This is a genomic window from Rhodocyclaceae bacterium, assembly GCA_020248265.1.
In the GTDB taxonomy this organism is placed as follows: Bacteria; Pseudomonadota; Gammaproteobacteria; order Burkholderiales; family CAIKXV01; genus CAIKXV01.
In genome coordinates this window covers 63,772-79,706 of the sequence record JADCHX010000021.1, presented here as the reverse complement: position 1 = coordinate 79,706, position 15,935 = coordinate 63,772, and the positions used below count along the sequence as shown (strand labels likewise).

Annotated in this window: 17 protein-coding genes and 1 pseudogene; 9 read left to right on the top strand and 9 right to left on the bottom strand. The window is 68.0% G+C overall.

Translation table 11 applies throughout. From position 1 onward, the window contains the following. Positions 1 to 79: 79 nt before the first annotated feature. The 7 genes from ING98_17320 (at position 80) to ING98_17290 (ending at position 5,839) form a co-directional block, all read left to right on the top strand. A complete protein-coding gene (locus ING98_17320) occupies positions 80 to 925 on the top strand; it encodes a tripartite tricarboxylate transporter substrate binding protein (protein MCA3103631.1) in 846 nt (281 codons plus the stop codon). A 142-nt stretch (positions 926 to 1,067) separates the two neighbouring features. Beyond that, positions 1,068 to 2,417, top strand: coding sequence for an amidase (locus ING98_17315; GenBank protein MCA3103630.1), 1,350 nt, complete (start codon positions 1,068 to 1,070; stop codon positions 2,415 to 2,417). 503 nt (positions 2,418 to 2,920) lie between these two features. Next, the gene (locus ING98_17310; protein ID MCA3103629.1) at positions 2,921 to 3,121 is read left to right on the top strand and encodes a hypothetical protein; all 201 of its coding nucleotides are present in this window, start codon (positions 2,921 to 2,923) and stop codon (positions 3,119 to 3,121) included. A 394-nt stretch (positions 3,122 to 3,515) separates the two neighbouring features. Further along, positions 3,516 to 3,755 carry a hypothetical protein gene (locus tag ING98_17305; GenBank protein ID MCA3103628.1) on the top strand — a complete coding sequence of 80 codons (240 nt, stop codon included), beginning with the start codon at positions 3,516 to 3,518 and terminating at the stop codon, positions 3,753 to 3,755. Positions 3,756 to 3,784: 29 nt separating this feature from the next. After that, the gene (locus ING98_17300) at positions 3,785 to 4,561 is read left to right on the top strand and encodes a hypothetical protein (GenBank protein MCA3103627.1); all 777 of its coding nucleotides are present in this window, start codon (positions 3,785 to 3,787) and stop codon (positions 4,559 to 4,561) included. Next, positions 4,558 to 5,574, top strand: coding sequence for a tripartite tricarboxylate transporter substrate binding protein (locus ING98_17295; protein ID MCA3103626.1), 1,017 nt, complete (start codon positions 4,558 to 4,560; stop codon positions 5,572 to 5,574). The genes ING98_17300 and ING98_17295 overlap by 4 nt, the downstream gene beginning before the upstream one ends. Before the next feature lie 46 nt (positions 5,575 to 5,620). After that, positions 5,621 to 5,839, top strand: coding sequence for an ATP-binding protein (locus ING98_17290; protein ID MCA3103625.1), 219 nt, complete (start codon positions 5,621 to 5,623; stop codon positions 5,837 to 5,839). 320 nt (positions 5,840 to 6,159) lie between these two features. Here the strand turns inward: ING98_17290 and ING98_17285 are convergent, their stop codons facing one another. The 4 genes and pseudogenes from ING98_17285 to ING98_17270 all read right to left on the bottom strand — a co-directional run bounded on the left by ING98_17285 (position 6,160) and on the right by ING98_17270 (position 7,665). Beyond that, on the bottom strand, positions 6,160 to 6,645 hold the full coding sequence (locus tag ING98_17285) for a type II toxin-antitoxin system VapC family toxin (protein MCA3103624.1): 486 nt from the start codon (positions 6,643 to 6,645) through the stop codon (positions 6,160 to 6,162). Continuing rightward, positions 6,642 to 6,911, bottom strand: coding sequence for a hypothetical protein (locus ING98_17280; GenBank protein MCA3103623.1), 270 nt, complete (start codon positions 6,909 to 6,911; stop codon positions 6,642 to 6,644). Before ING98_17280 ends, ING98_17285 begins: the two co-directional genes overlap by 4 nt. Before the next feature lie 176 nt (positions 6,912 to 7,087). Continuing rightward, positions 7,088 to 7,462, bottom strand: a pseudogene (locus ING98_17275) (type II toxin-antitoxin system VapC family toxin). Continuing rightward, a complete protein-coding gene (locus ING98_17270; GenBank protein ID MCA3103622.1) occupies positions 7,459 to 7,665 on the bottom strand; it encodes an AbrB/MazE/SpoVT family DNA-binding domain-containing protein in 207 nt (68 codons plus the stop codon). Before ING98_17270 ends, ING98_17275 begins: the two are co-directional and overlap by 4 nt. 119 nt (positions 7,666 to 7,784) lie before the next feature. On the opposite strand from ING98_17270, the gene ING98_17265 reads away from it, so the two are divergent. Next, the gene (locus tag ING98_17265; protein ID MCA3103621.1) at positions 7,785 to 8,282 is read left to right on the top strand and encodes an amidohydrolase family protein; all 498 of its coding nucleotides are present in this window, start codon (positions 7,785 to 7,787) and stop codon (positions 8,280 to 8,282) included. Positions 8,283 to 8,343: 61 nt separating this feature from the next. On the opposite strand, the gene ING98_17260 is transcribed toward ING98_17265, so the two are convergent. The 3 genes from ING98_17260 to ING98_17250 all read right to left on the bottom strand — a co-directional run bounded on the left by ING98_17260 (position 8,344) and on the right by ING98_17250 (position 12,336). Further along, positions 8,344 to 9,357 (bottom strand): hypothetical protein, encoded by a 1,014-nt coding sequence (locus tag ING98_17260; GenBank protein MCA3103620.1) that lies wholly within the window; start codon positions 9,355 to 9,357, stop codon positions 8,344 to 8,346. Positions 9,358 to 10,037: 680 nt separating this feature from the next. Beyond that, positions 10,038 to 11,780, bottom strand: a complete 1,743-nt coding sequence (locus tag ING98_17255) for a GMC family oxidoreductase N-terminal domain-containing protein (protein MCA3103619.1) — start codon at positions 11,778 to 11,780, stop codon at positions 10,038 to 10,040. 34 nt (positions 11,781 to 11,814) lie between these two features. Further along, positions 11,815 to 12,336: a Uma2 family endonuclease gene (locus tag ING98_17250; protein MCA3103618.1), complete on the bottom strand. Its 522-nt coding sequence runs from the start codon at positions 12,334 to 12,336 to the stop codon at positions 11,815 to 11,817. 80 nt (positions 12,337 to 12,416) lie between these two features. Here ING98_17250 and ING98_17245 point away from each other — a divergent pair, with 80 nt between their 5' ends. Next, positions 12,417 to 13,091: a hypothetical protein gene (locus ING98_17245; GenBank protein MCA3103617.1), complete on the top strand. Its 675-nt coding sequence runs from the start codon at positions 12,417 to 12,419 to the stop codon at positions 13,089 to 13,091. On the opposite strand, the gene ING98_17240 is transcribed toward ING98_17245, so the two are convergent. Together ING98_17240 and ING98_17235 are read right to left on the bottom strand one after the other, a co-directional pair. Further along, the gene (locus tag ING98_17240; protein ID MCA3103616.1) at positions 13,007 to 14,614 is read right to left on the bottom strand and encodes an alkaline phosphatase D family protein; all 1,608 of its coding nucleotides are present in this window, start codon (positions 14,612 to 14,614) and stop codon (positions 13,007 to 13,009) included. The genes ING98_17245 and ING98_17240 overlap by 85 nt on opposite strands. 113 nt (positions 14,615 to 14,727) lie before the next feature. Next, a complete protein-coding gene (locus ING98_17235) occupies positions 14,728 to 15,726 on the bottom strand; it encodes an alpha/beta hydrolase (protein MCA3103615.1) in 999 nt (332 codons plus the stop codon). Positions 15,727 to 15,935 lie beyond the last annotated feature (209 nt).

Genomic DNA, 15,935 nt, shown 5'->3' with positions numbered 1-15,935 from the left:
GTTCGACGCGGGCGTGGCGACGGCGCAAGGCTGGCCTGACCGTCCCGTACGCATCTTGCTACCGGTCGGCCCCGGGGGCGTGAGCGACATCAACGCGCGCGTGCTGGCCCAGCGCTGGAGTGGCACGCTCGGCCAGTCGGTGCTGATCGACAACCGGCCGGGTGCCGGCGGAGTGGTCGCCACCGAGATGGCGAAAAACGCGCTGCCCGATGGGCACACGCTGCTGTGGCTGAACTCCGGGCATGCTGTCGCCACCGCGGTGATGAAGTCGCTCCCGTACGACGCATTGACCGATTTCGCGCCGGTATCCACGATCGGCTTCTTCGCTCAGACGGTGCTGGTTGGCGCGGACTCTCCGGTGAAGTCGGTCCAGGCGCTCGTCGCTGCGGGTCGGGCGAATCCGCGCAAGGTCATCCTCGGCGTCACGAACATCGGCAGCACGCAGCACCTGACCGCCGAACTGTTCAAATCTATGGGTCAGTTCACGGCAGAGGTGGTGCCCTACAAGACCTCCGGTCCGCTGCTCGGTGCCGCGCGCACCGGTGAGGCCTCTGCGGTGGTCGACTTCATCGCGCCAGCGCTGCCGCTGGTGCAGGCAGGCACGTTACGCGCGCTGGCGGTGACGTCGCGCGAGCGTTTCCCCGGGCTGCCCGGGGTGCCGACGGTCGCCGAGGCTGGCCTGCCCGGGTTCGAGGCCACCGCGTGGAATGGACTTGCCGGTCCGGCGAAGACGCCACGCGCGATCATCGACCGGCTGCACCGCGAGGTACACGCCTCGATCGCCCTCCCCGAGGTCATCGAGCGGTTGCGGGAGATCGGCATTGAACTGCGCGGCTCCACGCCGGAGGGCATGCGCCAGCTGATGGCGTCCGAGATCGCAAAGTGGCGTCGCGTGGTCGAGCAGGCGAAGATCGAGCGGCAGTAGGCCTCGCCCGACAGCGCGACCCACCCGTACTCGCCGCACGCAGCCGCGCCTAAAGGGCTGCTGCGCAGCGCGGGCGTGAACGCTATACTTGGTTTCCCTTGGGCATTCCGCTCAGGCGAACTTCCGCACGGATCCCCTCGACATGCCCCTGCCCTCCCCCCGGCGCCGCTCGTTCGTCGCCGCGGTCGCCGACTTCTCCGCCGCACGCGACACGCCCGAAGCCTTTCTTGAGCGCTGCCTCGCCGACATGGCGACCTTCGAACCCGAAGTGGGGGCTTTCGTTCATGTGGAGATCGAGGCGGCGCGCGACAGCGCCCGCGCATCGACGCAACGCTGGAAGGCTGGGGCCCCGCTGTCGCGGATCGACGGCATGCCGGTCGGACTCAAGGACCTGATCGAGACAGCAGACATGCCGACCCAGTGCGGCTCGCCGGTGTTCGAGGGCTATCGCTCCGGGCGCGATGCCGCCAGCACGCTGGCGCTGCGGCAGGCCGGCGCGATCATCCTCGGCAAGACGGTGACCACCGAGTTCGCCGCCATGGTGCCACGCGGCACGCGCAATCCCTGGGATCCCCGTCGCACGCCGGGCGGATCGAGCAGCGGATCGGCCGCTGCGGTGGGCTGCGGCATGCTCCCGGTTGCGATCGGCACCCAGGTCATCGGGTCGCTGCTGCGGCCCGCGAGCTACTGTGGTGCGGTGGGCTTCAAGCCGACGTTCGGCGCGATCAACCGGGGCGGCTCGCATGACGGACTGAGCCAGTCGGCGCATGGTCCGATCGCTGCCACCCTGGCCGATGCGTGGATCGTGGCCCGGGAGATCGCGGATCGCGCCGGTGGCGATCCCGGGCATCCCGGGCTGTTCGGCCCGCGCGACATGCCAGCATCGCGCCCCCCCGCGCGGATCGGCGTGCTCGAGACTGCGGGCTGGAAAGTCGCGGAAGCGGATGCGAAGGCGGCGTTCGACGCGGCTATCGCGCGCATCGAGAGCGCCGGCGTGCAGGTGGTCCGCCGGACGCAGCACGCCGGCCTTGCGCGGCTCGAGACCCTCATGGATCGGGCCGCCCCGGTATCCCAGCAGATCGTCGCCTACGAATCGGTATGGCCGCTGAGCGCCTACCGCGCGCGCGATCCACGCCTGCTCAGCGATTTCCTGAGCCGACGCCTGGCCGAGGCAGAAAAGCTCACGCCCGCCGACTATCGCGCACTGCTCTCCGAGCGCGAGGCCGCCCGGGCGACGCACGTGATGGTCGCGGGTGACTGCGACGCGCTGATCACGCTGAGCGCCACAGGTGCAGCCCCGCTGGGCATCGAGGCGACCGGCGACACGGTATTCAACATACCGGCCTCCTACCTGGGCGCGCCGGCGGTGAGCCTGCCGGTGTTCAGCGTGCAGGGCCTGCCGCTGGGCCTGCAGGTGATCGCCGCGCCGCACCGTGATGCCGAACTCTTCGCCACCTGCGCATGGCTGGAGTCGGTGCTGGCCGCGAACTGAGGCCGAGTCGCGCCACCACGCGGTCGACATATTCCCCGCGATGAATCGCTCTGCCCCGGACACGACCGCTGACCATCGACGGCCAGCGGTCGTGGGATTCGCTGATGGCGCTGGCGCGGATCGGCAGCGCGCTGTAGGGAGAGGGCTGCCGGCTCGCGCTCACCGACCTCGATCGCCACGTGCGCGGAGCGGATAGTACTTTCAAACGCCCCTGCCAGCCCCAACGCGCTGCTGCCTGCGGCCGGCCAGCCTCGCGCCGATGCGCCGAAGGCCTCCATCGGCCCTGGATCGGCTGGCCACCCCGGCCCGACAGCGCGCGATGACGCCTGCGTCGCCCGTCATCACCCGTGCCCCGATCGTCGAGCGCAACACGCCGCCCTGCACCTGTAGCGCCAGTGCACGGTGTGCGCTCGTCCTGCCGATACCCGCCCGGCGGTGCGCGCGCCGCGTGCAGCACACGCTGCTCTTGCGGCCTGTCCGATGTGTAATACCGATGCGCAAGGATGCGCGCGATCACCGCGGGGTCCTCGATGCTCGCCACGATCTTCAGCCCCGCCCCGCAACGCCCACAGCTTTCGATCTCGATGCCGAACACCCGCTTCAGACGCTGCGCCCAGCGCAGCGCCACATGGCGGGGCAGGCCCGGCTGCTCCGATGCCCGCGTGACGCTGATCTCGCTGTTCGTCGGGCTCATCTACGACTGATACTAGAGCGGCGGGCTGAAAAGACCACCGACGTCGACTGGGACGAGGTTGCAATGGCCGGGCGCAACGATCCCGGCGTGAAGTCGGTGACCGCGATCTTCAATCACTACAAGCGCTAAGGGGTTCGCACCAAATTGATGGGTGCCCGCTTTCGTAACATCGGTCAGATCGCCGCGCTGGACCCGGCAATGGATCCGGGCGCAGCGCGCGCCATGACCTTGACCGAAGTGCACTATGATGCGAATGGGGTTCGCTAGGCGCCTGATGAAGACGCGATGGCGAGCGACAAGCTCGCCGACGGTATGCGTCTGTTTGCCGCCGACGCGGTGAAGCTCGAAGCATTGATCCAACGCCGGTCAGGCTGAGCCTGAACGGCCACACTCCGGGGGACACCATGGCAGACAAGCTGGAGAAGCGGCGCGGCTACGTGCCGGACGAGGAACTCGAGGCCTATCCCAAGGGCGCATTCGGCGACCGCATCGGCCTGGGCGAGCATGTCGCGCTGCTGAACATCGACACCACGCAAATACTCGTCGATCCGCAGTACTCGATGTGCGCACGGCGCGGCCTGGCGCTGGAGGCGGAGATCAAGCGCAAGTTCGGCGGTGCGGTGAAAACGCGCGCGGTGGCTTGAGCACCGGCGGTCCCTGCAGGCGGGCAGCGATGGCACGCATCGTTTCAGCGGCGGCAGCGGCGGACAGCCGCCGTCAGCACACGCTCGATGGGGTGACCTACTGGCGCACCGACTACTTCAATACTGCGGGCGAGGCACCGCAGGCTTTCATTGTCGAGAAGTCGCCCGGTGACGTGAGCCGGCCACATTTTCATCGCGAGAACGAGTTCCAGGTCTTCGTGCGCGGAGCGGGGCTGTTCGGACGCCACGCCGTGCGCGCGTACGCCGTGCATTACTCCGGTGCCTATACCGGCTATGGCCCGATCGTTCCCGGCGAGCAGGGACTCGCCTATTTCACGCTGCGTGATCGGCATGATTCGGCCGCGTTCTACCTGCCCGAGTCGATGCCCCGGATGCGCCGTGTACCCAAGACGTTCCGGCTGAGCGAACCCGTGCCTGTCGACCCATCGCAGCTCGCCACGCTGGACGCGGTGCAGACTGTTCCCGTGCTCGCCCGGGAGGCCGACGGGCTCGCCAGCGTGCTGCTGCGCGTTCCGGCGCGGCAACAGGCGCTGGCGCCGGCTCCAGAGGGCAGCGGAGGGCAGTTTCTGGTGGTGGTCGGCGGGTCGCTGCAGAGCGCGGGCGAGGCACTGGGCGTGCATTCCTGCATCGCTGTTGCCGCCGATGAAGGCGCGTTTGCGCTGCGTGCCGGCGATGCGGGCGCCGAGGTGCTGGTGTTGCAGTTTCCGCGGCGCGCGGCGTGGCAGGACGAGAGCGAGGACGTGCAGGCGGCTGCGCCGGGCAGCGTTCTGGCAACAAAGGCATGAGCCACGGCGGCTGGCGCAGGTCGGGCGCGGTTGCGCTGCAGTTGCAGGCGATCCGCGCGCTCGCCACGCTCGCGCTGGCAACGAACGCGAGTACCCTCGCGGCGCAGTCGATCGTGGCGTTTCCGGGCAAGCCACTGCGCATGGTGGTGCCGGCGACGCCGGGCGGTGGCACCGATATCCTCGCGCGCGCGCTGGGCGCGCGGCTGGCGCTGACGCTGGCCCAGCCGGTGACCATCGACAATCGTGGTGGCGCGGGGGGCATTGTCGGCAGCGAGATCGTCGCGCGCGCCCAGCCCGACGGGCATACGCTGCTGATGGCGTTCACGACGCACGGCACCAATCCGAGTATTTTCAGCAAGCTGCCGTACGACACGCTGAAGGACTTCGCACCGGTGTCGCTGGTGGCCACGGCGCCCAGCGTGCTGGTGGTCAACCCGTCCGTGCCGGTGCGATCGATCAAGGAACTGATCGCACTGGCGAAGGCGCGTCCCGGGCAATTGCAGTACGGCACTGCAGGCTCGGGCAGCGGCACGCATCTGGCCGCTGTGTTGTTCGCGCAGGCTTCGGACGTCGATCTCGTACATGTGCCCTACAAGGGGGGCGTCCCGGCGCTGGCCGATGTCGTTGGCGGACATGTCGCGCTGATGTTCGGCAACATCGCGCCGGTGGGCCCTCTGGTGAAGGCCGGCAGGTTGCGTGCCCTGGCGGTGACCAGTGCGCAGCGCTCGCCACTGCTGCCGCAGTTGCCCACGCTCGATGAACTGGGACTGAAGGGGTTCGATGCTGTTGCATGGTTCGGTGTGCTGGTACCCGCTGGCACACCGGCGCCAGCCGTGCTGCGGCTGAACCAGGAGATCGTGCGCGCGCTGCGCGAGCCCGAACTTATCGAACGGGTGACTGCGCAGGGCGCCACACCCGCCCCGACCACGCCTGAAGCGTTCGCCGCCTTCATCCGTGCCGAGATCGCCCGCTGGGCGCCGGTGATCCGGCAGGCGGGGATCAAGCCCGAGTAGCAGGTGTTGCCAAATTCAGCGGAACGGCTTCAGGGAACTCGACGAGTTGGCCGACGTGCTCATGAGCCGGCACGAGAAGGCCTCGACCCTCATCACCTCCAATCGCGGGCTCGACGACTGGCCGAAACTCCTCGGTGACGTGGTGATCGTGGCTCCGCTCATCGACCGCCTCATGCATCACGGACACCTGCTCAAGTTCGCCGGCAAGAGCTGGCGCCTGAAGGAGGCCGCCGCCCGCGTTGCAAAGGCTTCAGCCGACAACTAATGTCCACCTGTCCCGTCTCCGGGGTGGGGGAATTTGACCCGGCCACAGATGGGGGAATTTGCAGTGGCCACCGGGGGGCGCACGGCATACGGTCGTTAACTCCGCGGCGACGCTGCGGGATCGCACCTTCCTGCTGCACATTCCGGCATCGGTGCAGTCGGTGCCGATCGGCAACGGCGGGATGATCTTCCTGCCGGTGGCCGCCCGGGTGCAACCGGTCGGGCTCTGTTTCCCTCCTGGATCTTCGCTCTCGACCGTTACTGCACCGAGCACCTCCCGTCACCTGCCAGATGCCTGAGCACCTTGCGGCATCGACGATTTCACGCGGCGTCGCCTTCCCCATGGAGCGGCGGCTGCGCCAGATGTTCGCGCGCAGCCGCCGCGAGCTGCTCGTCGAACGTGGCCAGCGGTGCGCCCAGCAGTTCAGCCAGACTGAGATAGGCCGCGTCGTATGCAGTGAGCGCGTAGCGATCCGCCAGCCGCAGGACGCTGGACATGTCGAGCCGATGGCGTTCGACCGCCATCCCGTCGATCAGGGCGAGTGCGGACGTGACGGCCGCGTGCGGAAGCCGTTCGCGGCGAATCTTCTTCAGGGCGACACTGATCAGCTCGTAGTCGATCAGGTCAGGCGCATGCAGGGCGCGCGCCTGAAGCGCGGCGGCCGCGAGCGGTGCCTCGGGTTCTGCAAACAGGTGGGCTGCGACCACGGTGGCGTCCACCACCAGTCGCGGGCGGCTCGAGTAGAACGCGTGGGGTTCCGCGACATGCAACGACGCCGTCGAAGCGCGCGGGAGCGCCACGTTCAACGTCCGTCGCGCAGTTCGCGGATGTAGCCCATGGAACTGCGGGTTCCTCCGGGAAACAGCGCGGCGGCCCGTTCACTGACTTGCGTCACCGTCAAGGCGCCTGCCGCCGGTCCGTCGCCGCTCGGCGCCGCGCCGCGCTCGCTGGCCACCCCTTCGAGGATCGTCAGCAGCTCGCGCTGCAACGACCGCCGGTTACGGTGCGCGCGCTCGCGCAGCCGTTGGGCGAGTGCGTCCGGTACGTTCTTTACGGACAGGTTCACGGGCATGGCGGCCCCCCCGGGATTGCCCCCGAAGTGGAGGCATTGGAGGCATTATGGAACCATTCGATCCGCCCTGCAAGCGGCCTTCGCAGCCTCGACCCCTCGTCGATGTGGCCGCGCTCCGCCGGGGGAGTCGGCTCGCGCCCGGAAATCCGGCGCCATTGCCGGGGGTGGCCTGCCGGTCACCGTTTCGGGAAGTCGCGCACGCCGGGAAGTCCTTCGAAGTCCGCGTCCTGCGTCCACAGCTCTGCATTCGCACGCTGTGCAGTGGCGAAGACGACGCTGTCGGCCAGCGGCAGGCGGTGCCTCGCACCGGCCACGGCCGCCTCCAGCGCCAACGATGCATCCAGGTCGACCACCCGTCCCTGCTGCATCACCCCGACGCAACGCAGCGCAGCGCCCTCGTCGCGCTGCTGCAGCACGCGCTTGAACACCTCGAGCACCGTGATCGACGGCACCAGCAGCGATCAGGTGTCCTCGATCGCAGCGGCGAACGCAGCGGCGCCAGGCCCGTCGGTGAAGTATTCAAGCCATGCCGAGGAGTCGACGACATTCACGCCCGGCCCTCCTCCCTCGGGACCGAGGTGTCGATCCCGGCGAGGAAGCCCCGGAGCTCGCGCGCCGGGCGTTCCGGGATCAGTTCGATCCGGTCGCCGTACTGCACGACCTGCATCCGGTCGCCGGCCTTGACCGCCATTCGCTCACGCACCCGCCGCGGAATCACGACCTGGAACCTGGGAGACACGGTGACGGAATCCATCGGGGTATGACGCTCGGAGTATCGATCTGAAGAGCGTACAACGAGGAGGCTATCGACGAAAATCGTGCCTTCCTTGTGTTCGCTGCTCCGAGCGATAGCCTCCCGGCAGCGTCACACCGTTGAGTCACATCGCTCATTTACCCGATGGCGAGCGCGTCGCATGCAGCGCCCGCTCTGGCTGTGCCCCGCCGCTATCCAGCCGACCGGGAGACTGCCTCGGCAATCGACATCGACGATACCGGCGTAGCCGCGCGCAGGCGGGAGTCTTCAGTCACCAGCGGCACCGGGAGTCGGCGCGCGCAAGCGACAAACCGCGCATCGTAGGTCGAGACCTGCTGGATACCCCGGGGTTCTGGGTCAAGCTGAGCGGCATCGACCGCATCGACGCCGATGCCGAGCCCGCGCAGCGTTACCACCACGGGGTGACGGTGGCCCACGCGCTCTGGCGCGCTCATGGCGATCGCTGCGTCTGGGGCAGCGACTGGCCCCATCACAGCCACACCCATATCCCCGACGCCGCGGCCCTGGTCGACGCGCTCGCGCAGATAGCCCCATCCGAGACCGAACGCCCGCGGCTGCTGGTCGATAACCCGCAGCGCCTGTATGGGTTCGCCTGAGCCCGAGGCGGGATCCGTGTGGCGGGATGACGCGCTCGGCGCTCGCCCCTCAGCCGATCGGTCAGGGCAGCCGACTGCTGAAGAACGCCCACGCCACTTCGGCGAATTCTATGTCGCGGTTCTGGATGCCGGCCGCGCGGCTGGGCGGCAGCAGCACGGTCTGACTGGCGACCGCATGACCCGCCCCGTCGAGCCGCCACCACTGCACCGGTGCGGCACCCGCGTAGTCGAACCGATTGGCCGGGCCACCGTCGGACGGCACGGAGTCGATCACGGTGTGGGTGGGCGTCACGCTGGCGAGGCCGTTTATCTGCAGCCAGCGGTCGCGGGTAGCCTCGGCCGGGATCACCCGCCCGCGCGCGCAGGCTCCCCCCAGATTCGCCACGCAACCCCCGCTCCACGGCATTGCCGTGTCCGCGGTTCCGTGCAGAATCAGGATCGGCAGCGGCCGGCCCGGCCCGGTAGTGCAGCGGCCGGGCAGCGGCGATGCTGGCAGACTGCCTGCGCTGGAGGCCACCGCGCCCACCAGCTCGGGGCGATGGAAGGCAAACGCCTGGGCCATCTGCGCCCCGTTCGACCCGCCGGCCATGAACATGCGCGACGAGGTCAGTCCGTACTGCTGGCGCACGCGCTCGGTGAGCGCCGCCAGAAAGCCGATGTCGTCCGCGCCGCTCGCCACGGTGTTGTCGGCGCGGCAATCCACCCAGCCGGTGCTGCCCTGGCGATCCCGGGCGGGCAGCCCTGCGGGGAAGACCACCACCAGACCCTCGCGGTCGGCGACCGTCCGGAACGCCGACAGCGGATGCGTGCCCGAGCTCGCGCCGTCCAGCCCCTTGCCGCCGCCGCCATGCAGCGCCAGCAGCACCGCTCGCGGTGGGCCAGTGAGCGTCGCGGGCACATGCACACGGTACTGACGCATCACGCCGTTTACCATGATCGCGTGGTCGGTCAGCCCGGCGGGATAAGGCGCCGAGGCGGAGACAGGTTGCGCCCCGACCCCGCCGCTGGCGACCAGTAACGCCGCGGCAGGCAGCGCCACGGCAAGCAAGGTGATTCGGCGAAACGCAGCGAACATGTAGACCTCCCCCTCCAGATGGACGACGGCGATGCGGCCAGTCTACCGACCGGGGCCGATACAACGGCTTCGGGTTTGTAACGGGTGTTACGCGGCGTAACCGGGGTGCGGGAGGGGCTCCGGCGCAGCGCGACTCGGTAGAGTGCGGGTGGTCTCTGTTCGCCGCGTCCCCACCGCACAGGCCCGACGGAGTCGATCGACCTGCTCCGCGTCGCTGCACGAGCAGCTATGGCCACCGGATCAGGCGGTCGACTCGGCCCCGATGCCCGATGCCGATGCGACAGGATGCGCGCAATCACCCCGGGGTACTCGCTTCGCGCGCTGCCCGGGCTTGATTGACACGCCCGCGTGCAGCGAGAACACCGTCGGCCTGCGCACGCGATCGTCGGAACTCGGGCCATTAGCGCTCGACCAGTTGATACAGCCATGTGTTTTCCGGGCGATGGCGCGCATAGCCGGGTGAGTCCACGAAAGCAGGGGTGCGCGGGCGGCGGCGTACATCGCGTATAACCCGGTAGCAGGCAGGAACCTGCAGCCACTCCCGGGTCGAAGTACCCGTGCAGCCCGGGCGGAGCATGCGGTGGTGCACTCCGCAGCGGCAGTGCGGGATCGTACCTTCCTGCTAAACATTCCCGCATCCGTACAGTCGGTGCCAGTCGGCACGGTGGGACGATCCGGGTCTACTCTCCGCGCGCGATCCAGGCAGCAGCCTTCTCCGCGATCATCAAGGTCGGCGCGTTGGTGTTGCCGCTGGTGATCATCGGCATCACGCCGGCATCGACCACCCGCAGTCCGCGCACGCCGCGCACCCGAAGGTGCGAATCGACTACCGCCATCGGGTCGTCTGCCCGGCCCATCCGGGTGGTGCCCACCGGGTGGAAGATGGTGGTGGCGATATCGCCCGCCAGTCGAGCAAGTTCTTCGTCGCTCTGGTATTGCGGCCCGGGCCTGAACTCTTCGGGCCTGAACGGCGCCAGCGCGCGCTGGCCCACGATTTGGCGCGTCAGGCGCAGGGAGTCCGCCGCGACCTGGCGGTCTTCGCTCGTGCTGAGGTAATTGGGCGCGATCGCCGGCGCCTCGTCGAAGCGGCTGCTCTTGAGATGGACCGTGCCGCGGCTGCTCGGGTTCAGGTTGCAGACGCTGGCGGTGAAGGCGTTGAAGTCGTGCAGCGGCTCGCCAAAGGCGTCGAGCGAGAGGGGCTGCACGTGGTATTGAAGGTTCGGGTAGGGCTGGTTGGCGTCGGAGCGCGTGAAGGCGCCCAGCTGTGAAGGCGCCATGCTCATCGGGCCGGTGCGGCGCAGGGCGTATTCCAGGCCCATGCGGGCCTTGCCCCAGAGCGAGTTGGCCATGGTGTTGAGCGTGACGTTGCGCCGGCCGTCGGTCTGGATCTTGTAGACCGAGCGAATCTGCAAGTGGTCCTGCAGGTTGGCGCCCACGCCGGGCAGGTCCTGCCTGACTTCAATGCCGTGCTGCTGCAACAGCGCTGCCGGGCCCAGGCCCGAGAGCTGCAGGATGTGCGGCGAGCCGACGCTGCCCGCGCACAGGATCACCTCGCCCTGCAGGCCGCCCGGGTCGCGCTGTGAATCGCGCGCGGCATGGGCCTGTACTTTCTCAGCGCCTGTCCAGACCTCGACGCCAGTGCATCGCTGGCTGCCGTCGGCCTGCCGTTCAAGCAGGAGCTGACAGACCTGCGCGCTGGTCCACATCTCGAAATTGGGGCGGCCATAGCAGGTTGGCCGCAGGAAAGCCCTGGCCGTATTCCAGCGCCAGCCGCTTTTCTGGTTGACTTCGAAATAGGCGACGCCCTCGTTGTTGCCGCCGTTGAAGTCATCGGTAGCCGGAATGCCGGCTTGTTGCGCAGCCTGGGAAAAGGCGTCGAGGATGTCCCAGCGCAGGCGCTGTTTTTCCACGCGCCATTCGCCACCCATCTTCCTGGCCAGCCCCTGGCTGCCCGAGTGCTGGCTCCTGTGGCCGTGCAGGCGCCTGAAGTTCTCGTCCACCGGGCCATGAGCCGGGTCGAGCTTGTAATGGTCTTCATGCATCCTGAAGGCGTCCAGAACGCCGTCCCAACGCCAGGCCTCGTCGCCGGTGAGCTCGGCCCAGCGCTCGTAGTCGCGGGCCTGGCCGCGCATGTAGATCATGCCGTTGATGCTCGACGAGCCGCCCAGCGTCTTGCCGCGCGGGTAGCGCAGCGAGCGCCCGTTGAGGCCCGGCTCGGCTTCGGTCTGGAACAGCCAGTCGGTGCGCGGATTGCCGATGCAGTAAAGGTAGCCGACCGGGATGTGGATCCAGTGGTAGTCGTCCTGCCTGCCAGCCTCGATCATCAGCACGCGCTTGCCGGGATCGGCACTCAGGCGATTGGCCAGCAGGCAGCCGGCGGTGCCGCCGCCGATGATGATGTAGTCGAAGGTGTTCTCGTGCATGGTGTCTCGATGCCGCTGGGCCCTGCTGGCTCGCTCAGCGTCCCGACCAGTTGAAGAGCTCGGCGACATCGATGCCGATCGTCGGCAGCGCGATGATCGATATCCGGTCGCCCGCGGCGAGTTCGCGCGAGTGGGCGTAGGCGCCGTCGATCGGCTGATCGAACGCATGAAGCCGTTCGGCCTCGACGTCGATGATCCACACCTCGTGCAGCTTCGCGCACGCGTACAGCGGCGCCTTCACCCGCAGGTCGAAGCGCAGCGATGACTGGGCGACCTCTATCGCAAGCAGAACGTCCTCGGGGACAGGTGCCCGGGTTCCGTAACCGTCTATGCGAGGCGCGAGCAGCGTGATGTCGGGCTGCGGTTCGCTGTGGTTCGAAAGCCTTATCGGGTTACCGTACGACATATATGCGCGATCACCAACAGCACGGGTCAGTCTGGTTGCCAGGCGATTCAAGCAATCTGCGTGCCGCAAGCCGATGGGTGCCACCTGGACGATCTCTCCGTCGATCAGTTCGACCCGCGCATCGGGTGCGAGCAGGCCGACTTCGGCCATCCGGTGGTAGTCGGCCACGGTCCACTTGATGCGTTCGACCTCGCCTTCAGCGCCCATCTGTGTGCTCCGCGTGATGAATGATGATCGTACGCCAGCCCGATTGCGCGGTCGAGGAGCGAGCCTTGCAGGCGAAACTGCTTCTGCCGGAAGAGGTAGTCATCCCAGGACTCGTCCGCGAAGATCCGATCCACTGCTTCAGCTTGCGCTCGGTACCTTTGCCTTCCGTCAACTGCGCGAAGGCTGCTGCTGCATTGGAGCGTACGATCTGCGCCGACCTGGATCCGTCGCTGCTGGACTTCGTGCTCACCGAGCGTTACCAACTGCATCTGGTCAGGCACTGCCGGGGGCTGACAGAGGTTGCCGCGCAGCCTGCGATGCAGCGCGAATGGGTAGCCCGCACCCGCTTGGCCTTCGCTGCCGATTCCGGGGAGCAGGCGCTGGAAGTCCTGATCGGACCGTGGGGCGAGTTCCAGGCGTTGACGCGCGAGGGTAAGTTGGACCCCTGGGGCGAGACGCTCGCGATGAGGTACTGGCCCTTTACGCACGATCCCCTGCCCGTGCCGATCGGCAGGAGCTTCAGTCAGATGCAGAGCCTGACTGACGATAGCGATCCGCGCCATCGCATCCTTCCCTCTTGCCGATCAAGGCAAGGGGAAGGATGCGACCTGCGTCAGGCGCTGGCGATCGTGGCGCGGCCGGCCTCCACCACGAAGCGGGCCTTGTCCACCAACGGCGCGCCGGGGCGGGTCACGTAGTCCACCGCGCGAAAGCTCACTGCCATCTGCTTCGGCCCCGCCTCATGCAGGCAATAGCCGCGGCGGTTGTTGAAGAAAGAGATGTGCGGGTTGCGCCGCAGCACGGTCGGCGTCGCCGCCAGGGCCTCGCTGCCATCGCCGTTGGAGCTGATGGAGCTCGCGCAGAACTCGGTCATCAGCGCTGGCCCCTGGCCGCCGTTGGCGCGCACCTCCCCGGCCCAGGCATTGTGCACATCGCCCGTCAGCACCACGAGGTTGCCGACATTGCGCTGCCGCACCCCGTCCAGCAGGCGCTGGCGCGCCACCGGCATCGCGTCCCACTTGTCCATCGAGATCAAGCGTCCGCGAACATCGTCGCCCAGGTCCCGCTCCATGACCATCACCTGCTGCGCCAGCACCTGCCAGGTGGCATGCCGGCCCTCGAGGTTGCGCAGCAGCCAGGCTTCCTGATCGGCACCGAGCATGGTCGCATCCGCGCGATTGACCTCGGCGCAGGCCGATCTGACGCCGTCGCCGCAGGGCTGGTCGGTGCGGTAGCCGCGCGTGTCGAGCACATGGATGTCGGCGAGCCTGCCGTAGCGCAGGCGCCGATGCGCAAGGATCTGCGGCCCGCGCGGCAGCTGGGCGCGGCGCAGCGGCATCATCTCGTACCAGGCCTGGAAGGCGATCTGCTTGCGCAGCGCGAAGACCTCCGGCGGCACCGCGACGGGGAAGCGCGCCGAGCCGTCCTCCTCGCTGATCTCGCCAGCCCAGTTGTTGTCCACCTCATGGTCGTCGAAGGAGACCAGGAAGGGATGCGCCGCATGCGCTGCAGCGAGATCGGGATCGAGCCGATACAGTGCGTATCGGTTGCGGTACTCATCGATGGTATGGATCTCCTCGCCCAAGTGCTGGCGCACCGCTGGCGAGCCTCCGGGCTGATTACCCCGCGCGCGGTACTCGTAGATATAGTCGCCGTAGTGGAAGACGAAGTCGAGATCGGACTCCTCGGCGATGTGGCGCCACGCGGTGAAGAAGCCGTGCTCGTAGTGCTGGCAGCCGGCATTGACGAAGCGCAGCCGGGCCAGGGCGGCATCGGGGGCGGGCGCGGTGCGGGTACGGCCGACCGGACTGACCTCCCTCCCCACGCGGAAGCGGTAGTGATACGGACGGCCCGGCTGCAGGCCGCCGACCTCGACATGCACGGAATGGCCGAGCTCGGGCCGGGCCAGAGCGGTGCCGCGCTGCGCGATGCGGGCGAAGCCCGGATCTTCGGCCACCTCCCAACCCACCTCGACGGCCATCCGCGGCATGCCGCCACCGGCCAGCGGTTCGGGGGCGAGCCGGGTCCAGATCACCACCCCGTCGGGCAAAGGATCGCCCGAAGCGATGCCGAGGCTGAACGGATAGCGCGCGAAAACCGGCTGCGCCCAGACACGCGGAGCGATGGCGGGCTGGATCGCCGCCAGCGCGGCGGCGGCGACGGAGCCGCGCAGCAGGCCGCGGCGCGAGAGATTGAGGATATGGCGGCGAGTGCTGTCCATCGGCGGGCTCCCAGAGCAAGTCATGCAGCACACCGTAGCGCCGTCGCGAGGCAAGGCCGTGACAGGCCGATGACAAGGCTACGTCGGGCGCCTGCGCGCAGCCCTGGCTGGCCTCAGCGCCTGGCCTGCTTGCCGAGCCGCAGCACGCTGGACTTGCGGGTCTCGTCGTCGGGGAAGACGCGGCCGCTGGTGATCGTCTGGAAAATGTGCTCGAAGACCACGCCCGGCTTCTTCGTCTCAGGGATGCCGCGGAAGTAGCTATGGCCCTTGGGCGGATCGTAGTCGGTGTTCACGTCGTCGCAGTCGATCGCGTAGACGTTCTTCGGCGTTCGGTCCATGTCTTCGGGTCCGGAGTGGCCGAGACGCCGCGAGGCCTCCGCGTTCTTCAGGTTCGAGACCTTGCTCGCGCGCAGCGCGAGGTCGTCCGACGCGTAGTAGACCACCACGTTGCGCGAGGCATGGCTCAGCAGTTCGCCCGGATGGCCGCGGTGCAGGGACTCGTTGACGATGTCGGCCGCGACCAGGAAGGTGTTGCGGAACAGCAGCGGTACGCCGGCCGGCTGGTAGTCCTTGTGCCAGTTCACCATGGTCTGGCGCAGCACGCGGTTGCCCATCGAATGGGCAAGCACATTGATGCGCTTCAGGCAGGGGTCGTCGTCCGGGTTGGATTCGGGCGAGTTCCGCCAGTCCATGAATCGCTGCATCATCCGCGCGAGCGCGAAGGCGCTGAGGTCGGCGGATTTCTGGTCGTCCCAGTAGTCCTTGACGATGCCGAGGTCGCTGTCGCACGGCCAGATCACCGGCAACACCAGCACCTCGCGCTTCTTCTTCGCGTCGCAGAGGTCCTGGAACTCCTGTGCGTTCGCGAAGACATCGTCTGGCAGGTTCGAGAACCCGTGCAGATAGAGCAACACCTGGCGGTAGGGCTCTTTCTTCAGCGCAGAGAGCAAGGCATTGCCGCCCAGCTCGACATGGGCATTCTTCTCGGTCTTCCTGCAACAGAAGAACTCCTGGCCGGACGCATTGTCCTCCAGATCGAAGGTGTAGGGCTTGCCTGGGCCGCGTTGCGCCTTCTCGCGCTCGACCGGCATGCGGCTGGTGATGAAGTACATCGTGCGTCTCCCTCTGCAGGGCAGGGTTTTTCAAGAGAACGTACAGCCAGCCGGTACGCTAGCGACGTTGCATCGAACGGTCAATCGCGCGGCGATCGGGGAAGATTGCGAATGACAGTCCGGACGGCGTCACGGAGCCGTCGATCGAGTTCCGAGGGCTACGCGTCATTCAGGGTCGAGCATGGGAGGTATCTTGCCGGTGACTCGAT

Bases quoted from the DNA above. Each gene is read 5' to 3' on its own strand.
- ING98_17315 (MCA3103630.1), top strand. From the start codon at position 1,068: ATGCCCCTGCCCTCCCCCCGGCGCCGCTCGTTCGTCGCCGCGGTCGCC.
- ING98_17310 (MCA3103629.1), top strand. From the start codon at position 2,921: ATGCGCGCGATCACCGCGGGGTCCTCGATGCTCGCCACGATCTTCAGC.
- ING98_17305 (MCA3103628.1), top strand. From the start codon at position 3,516: ATGGCAGACAAGCTGGAGAAGCGGCGCGGCTACGTGCCGGACGAGGAA.
- ING98_17300 (MCA3103627.1), top strand. From the start codon at position 3,785: ATGGCACGCATCGTTTCAGCGGCGGCAGCGGCGGACAGCCGCCGTCAG.
- ING98_17295 (MCA3103626.1), top strand. From the start codon at position 4,558: ATGAGCCACGGCGGCTGGCGCAGGTCGGGCGCGGTTGCGCTGCAGTTG.
- ING98_17280 (MCA3103623.1), bottom strand. From the start codon at position 6,911: ATGCCCGTGAACCTGTCCGTAAAGAACGTACCGGACGCACTCGCCCAA.
- ING98_17270 (MCA3103622.1), bottom strand. From the start codon at position 7,665: ATGGATTCCGTCACCGTGTCTCCCAGGTTCCAGGTCGTGATTCCGCGG.
- ING98_17260 (MCA3103620.1), bottom strand. From the start codon at position 9,357: ATGTTCGCTGCGTTTCGCCGAATCACCTTGCTTGCCGTGGCGCTGCCT.
- ING98_17255 (MCA3103619.1), bottom strand. From the start codon at position 11,780: ATGCACGAGAACACCTTCGACTACATCATCATCGGCGGCGGCACCGCC.
- ING98_17250 (MCA3103618.1), bottom strand. From the start codon at position 12,336: ATGGCCGAAGTCGGCCTGCTCGCACCCGATGCGCGGGTCGAACTGATC.
- ING98_17245 (MCA3103617.1), top strand. From the start codon at position 12,417: ATGATCGTACGCCAGCCCGATTGCGCGGTCGAGGAGCGAGCCTTGCAG.
- ING98_17240 (MCA3103616.1), bottom strand. From the start codon at position 14,614: ATGGACAGCACTCGCCGCCATATCCTCAATCTCTCGCGCCGCGGCCTG.
- ING98_17235 (MCA3103615.1), bottom strand. From the start codon at position 15,726: ATGTACTTCATCACCAGCCGCATGCCGGTCGAGCGCGAGAAGGCGCAA.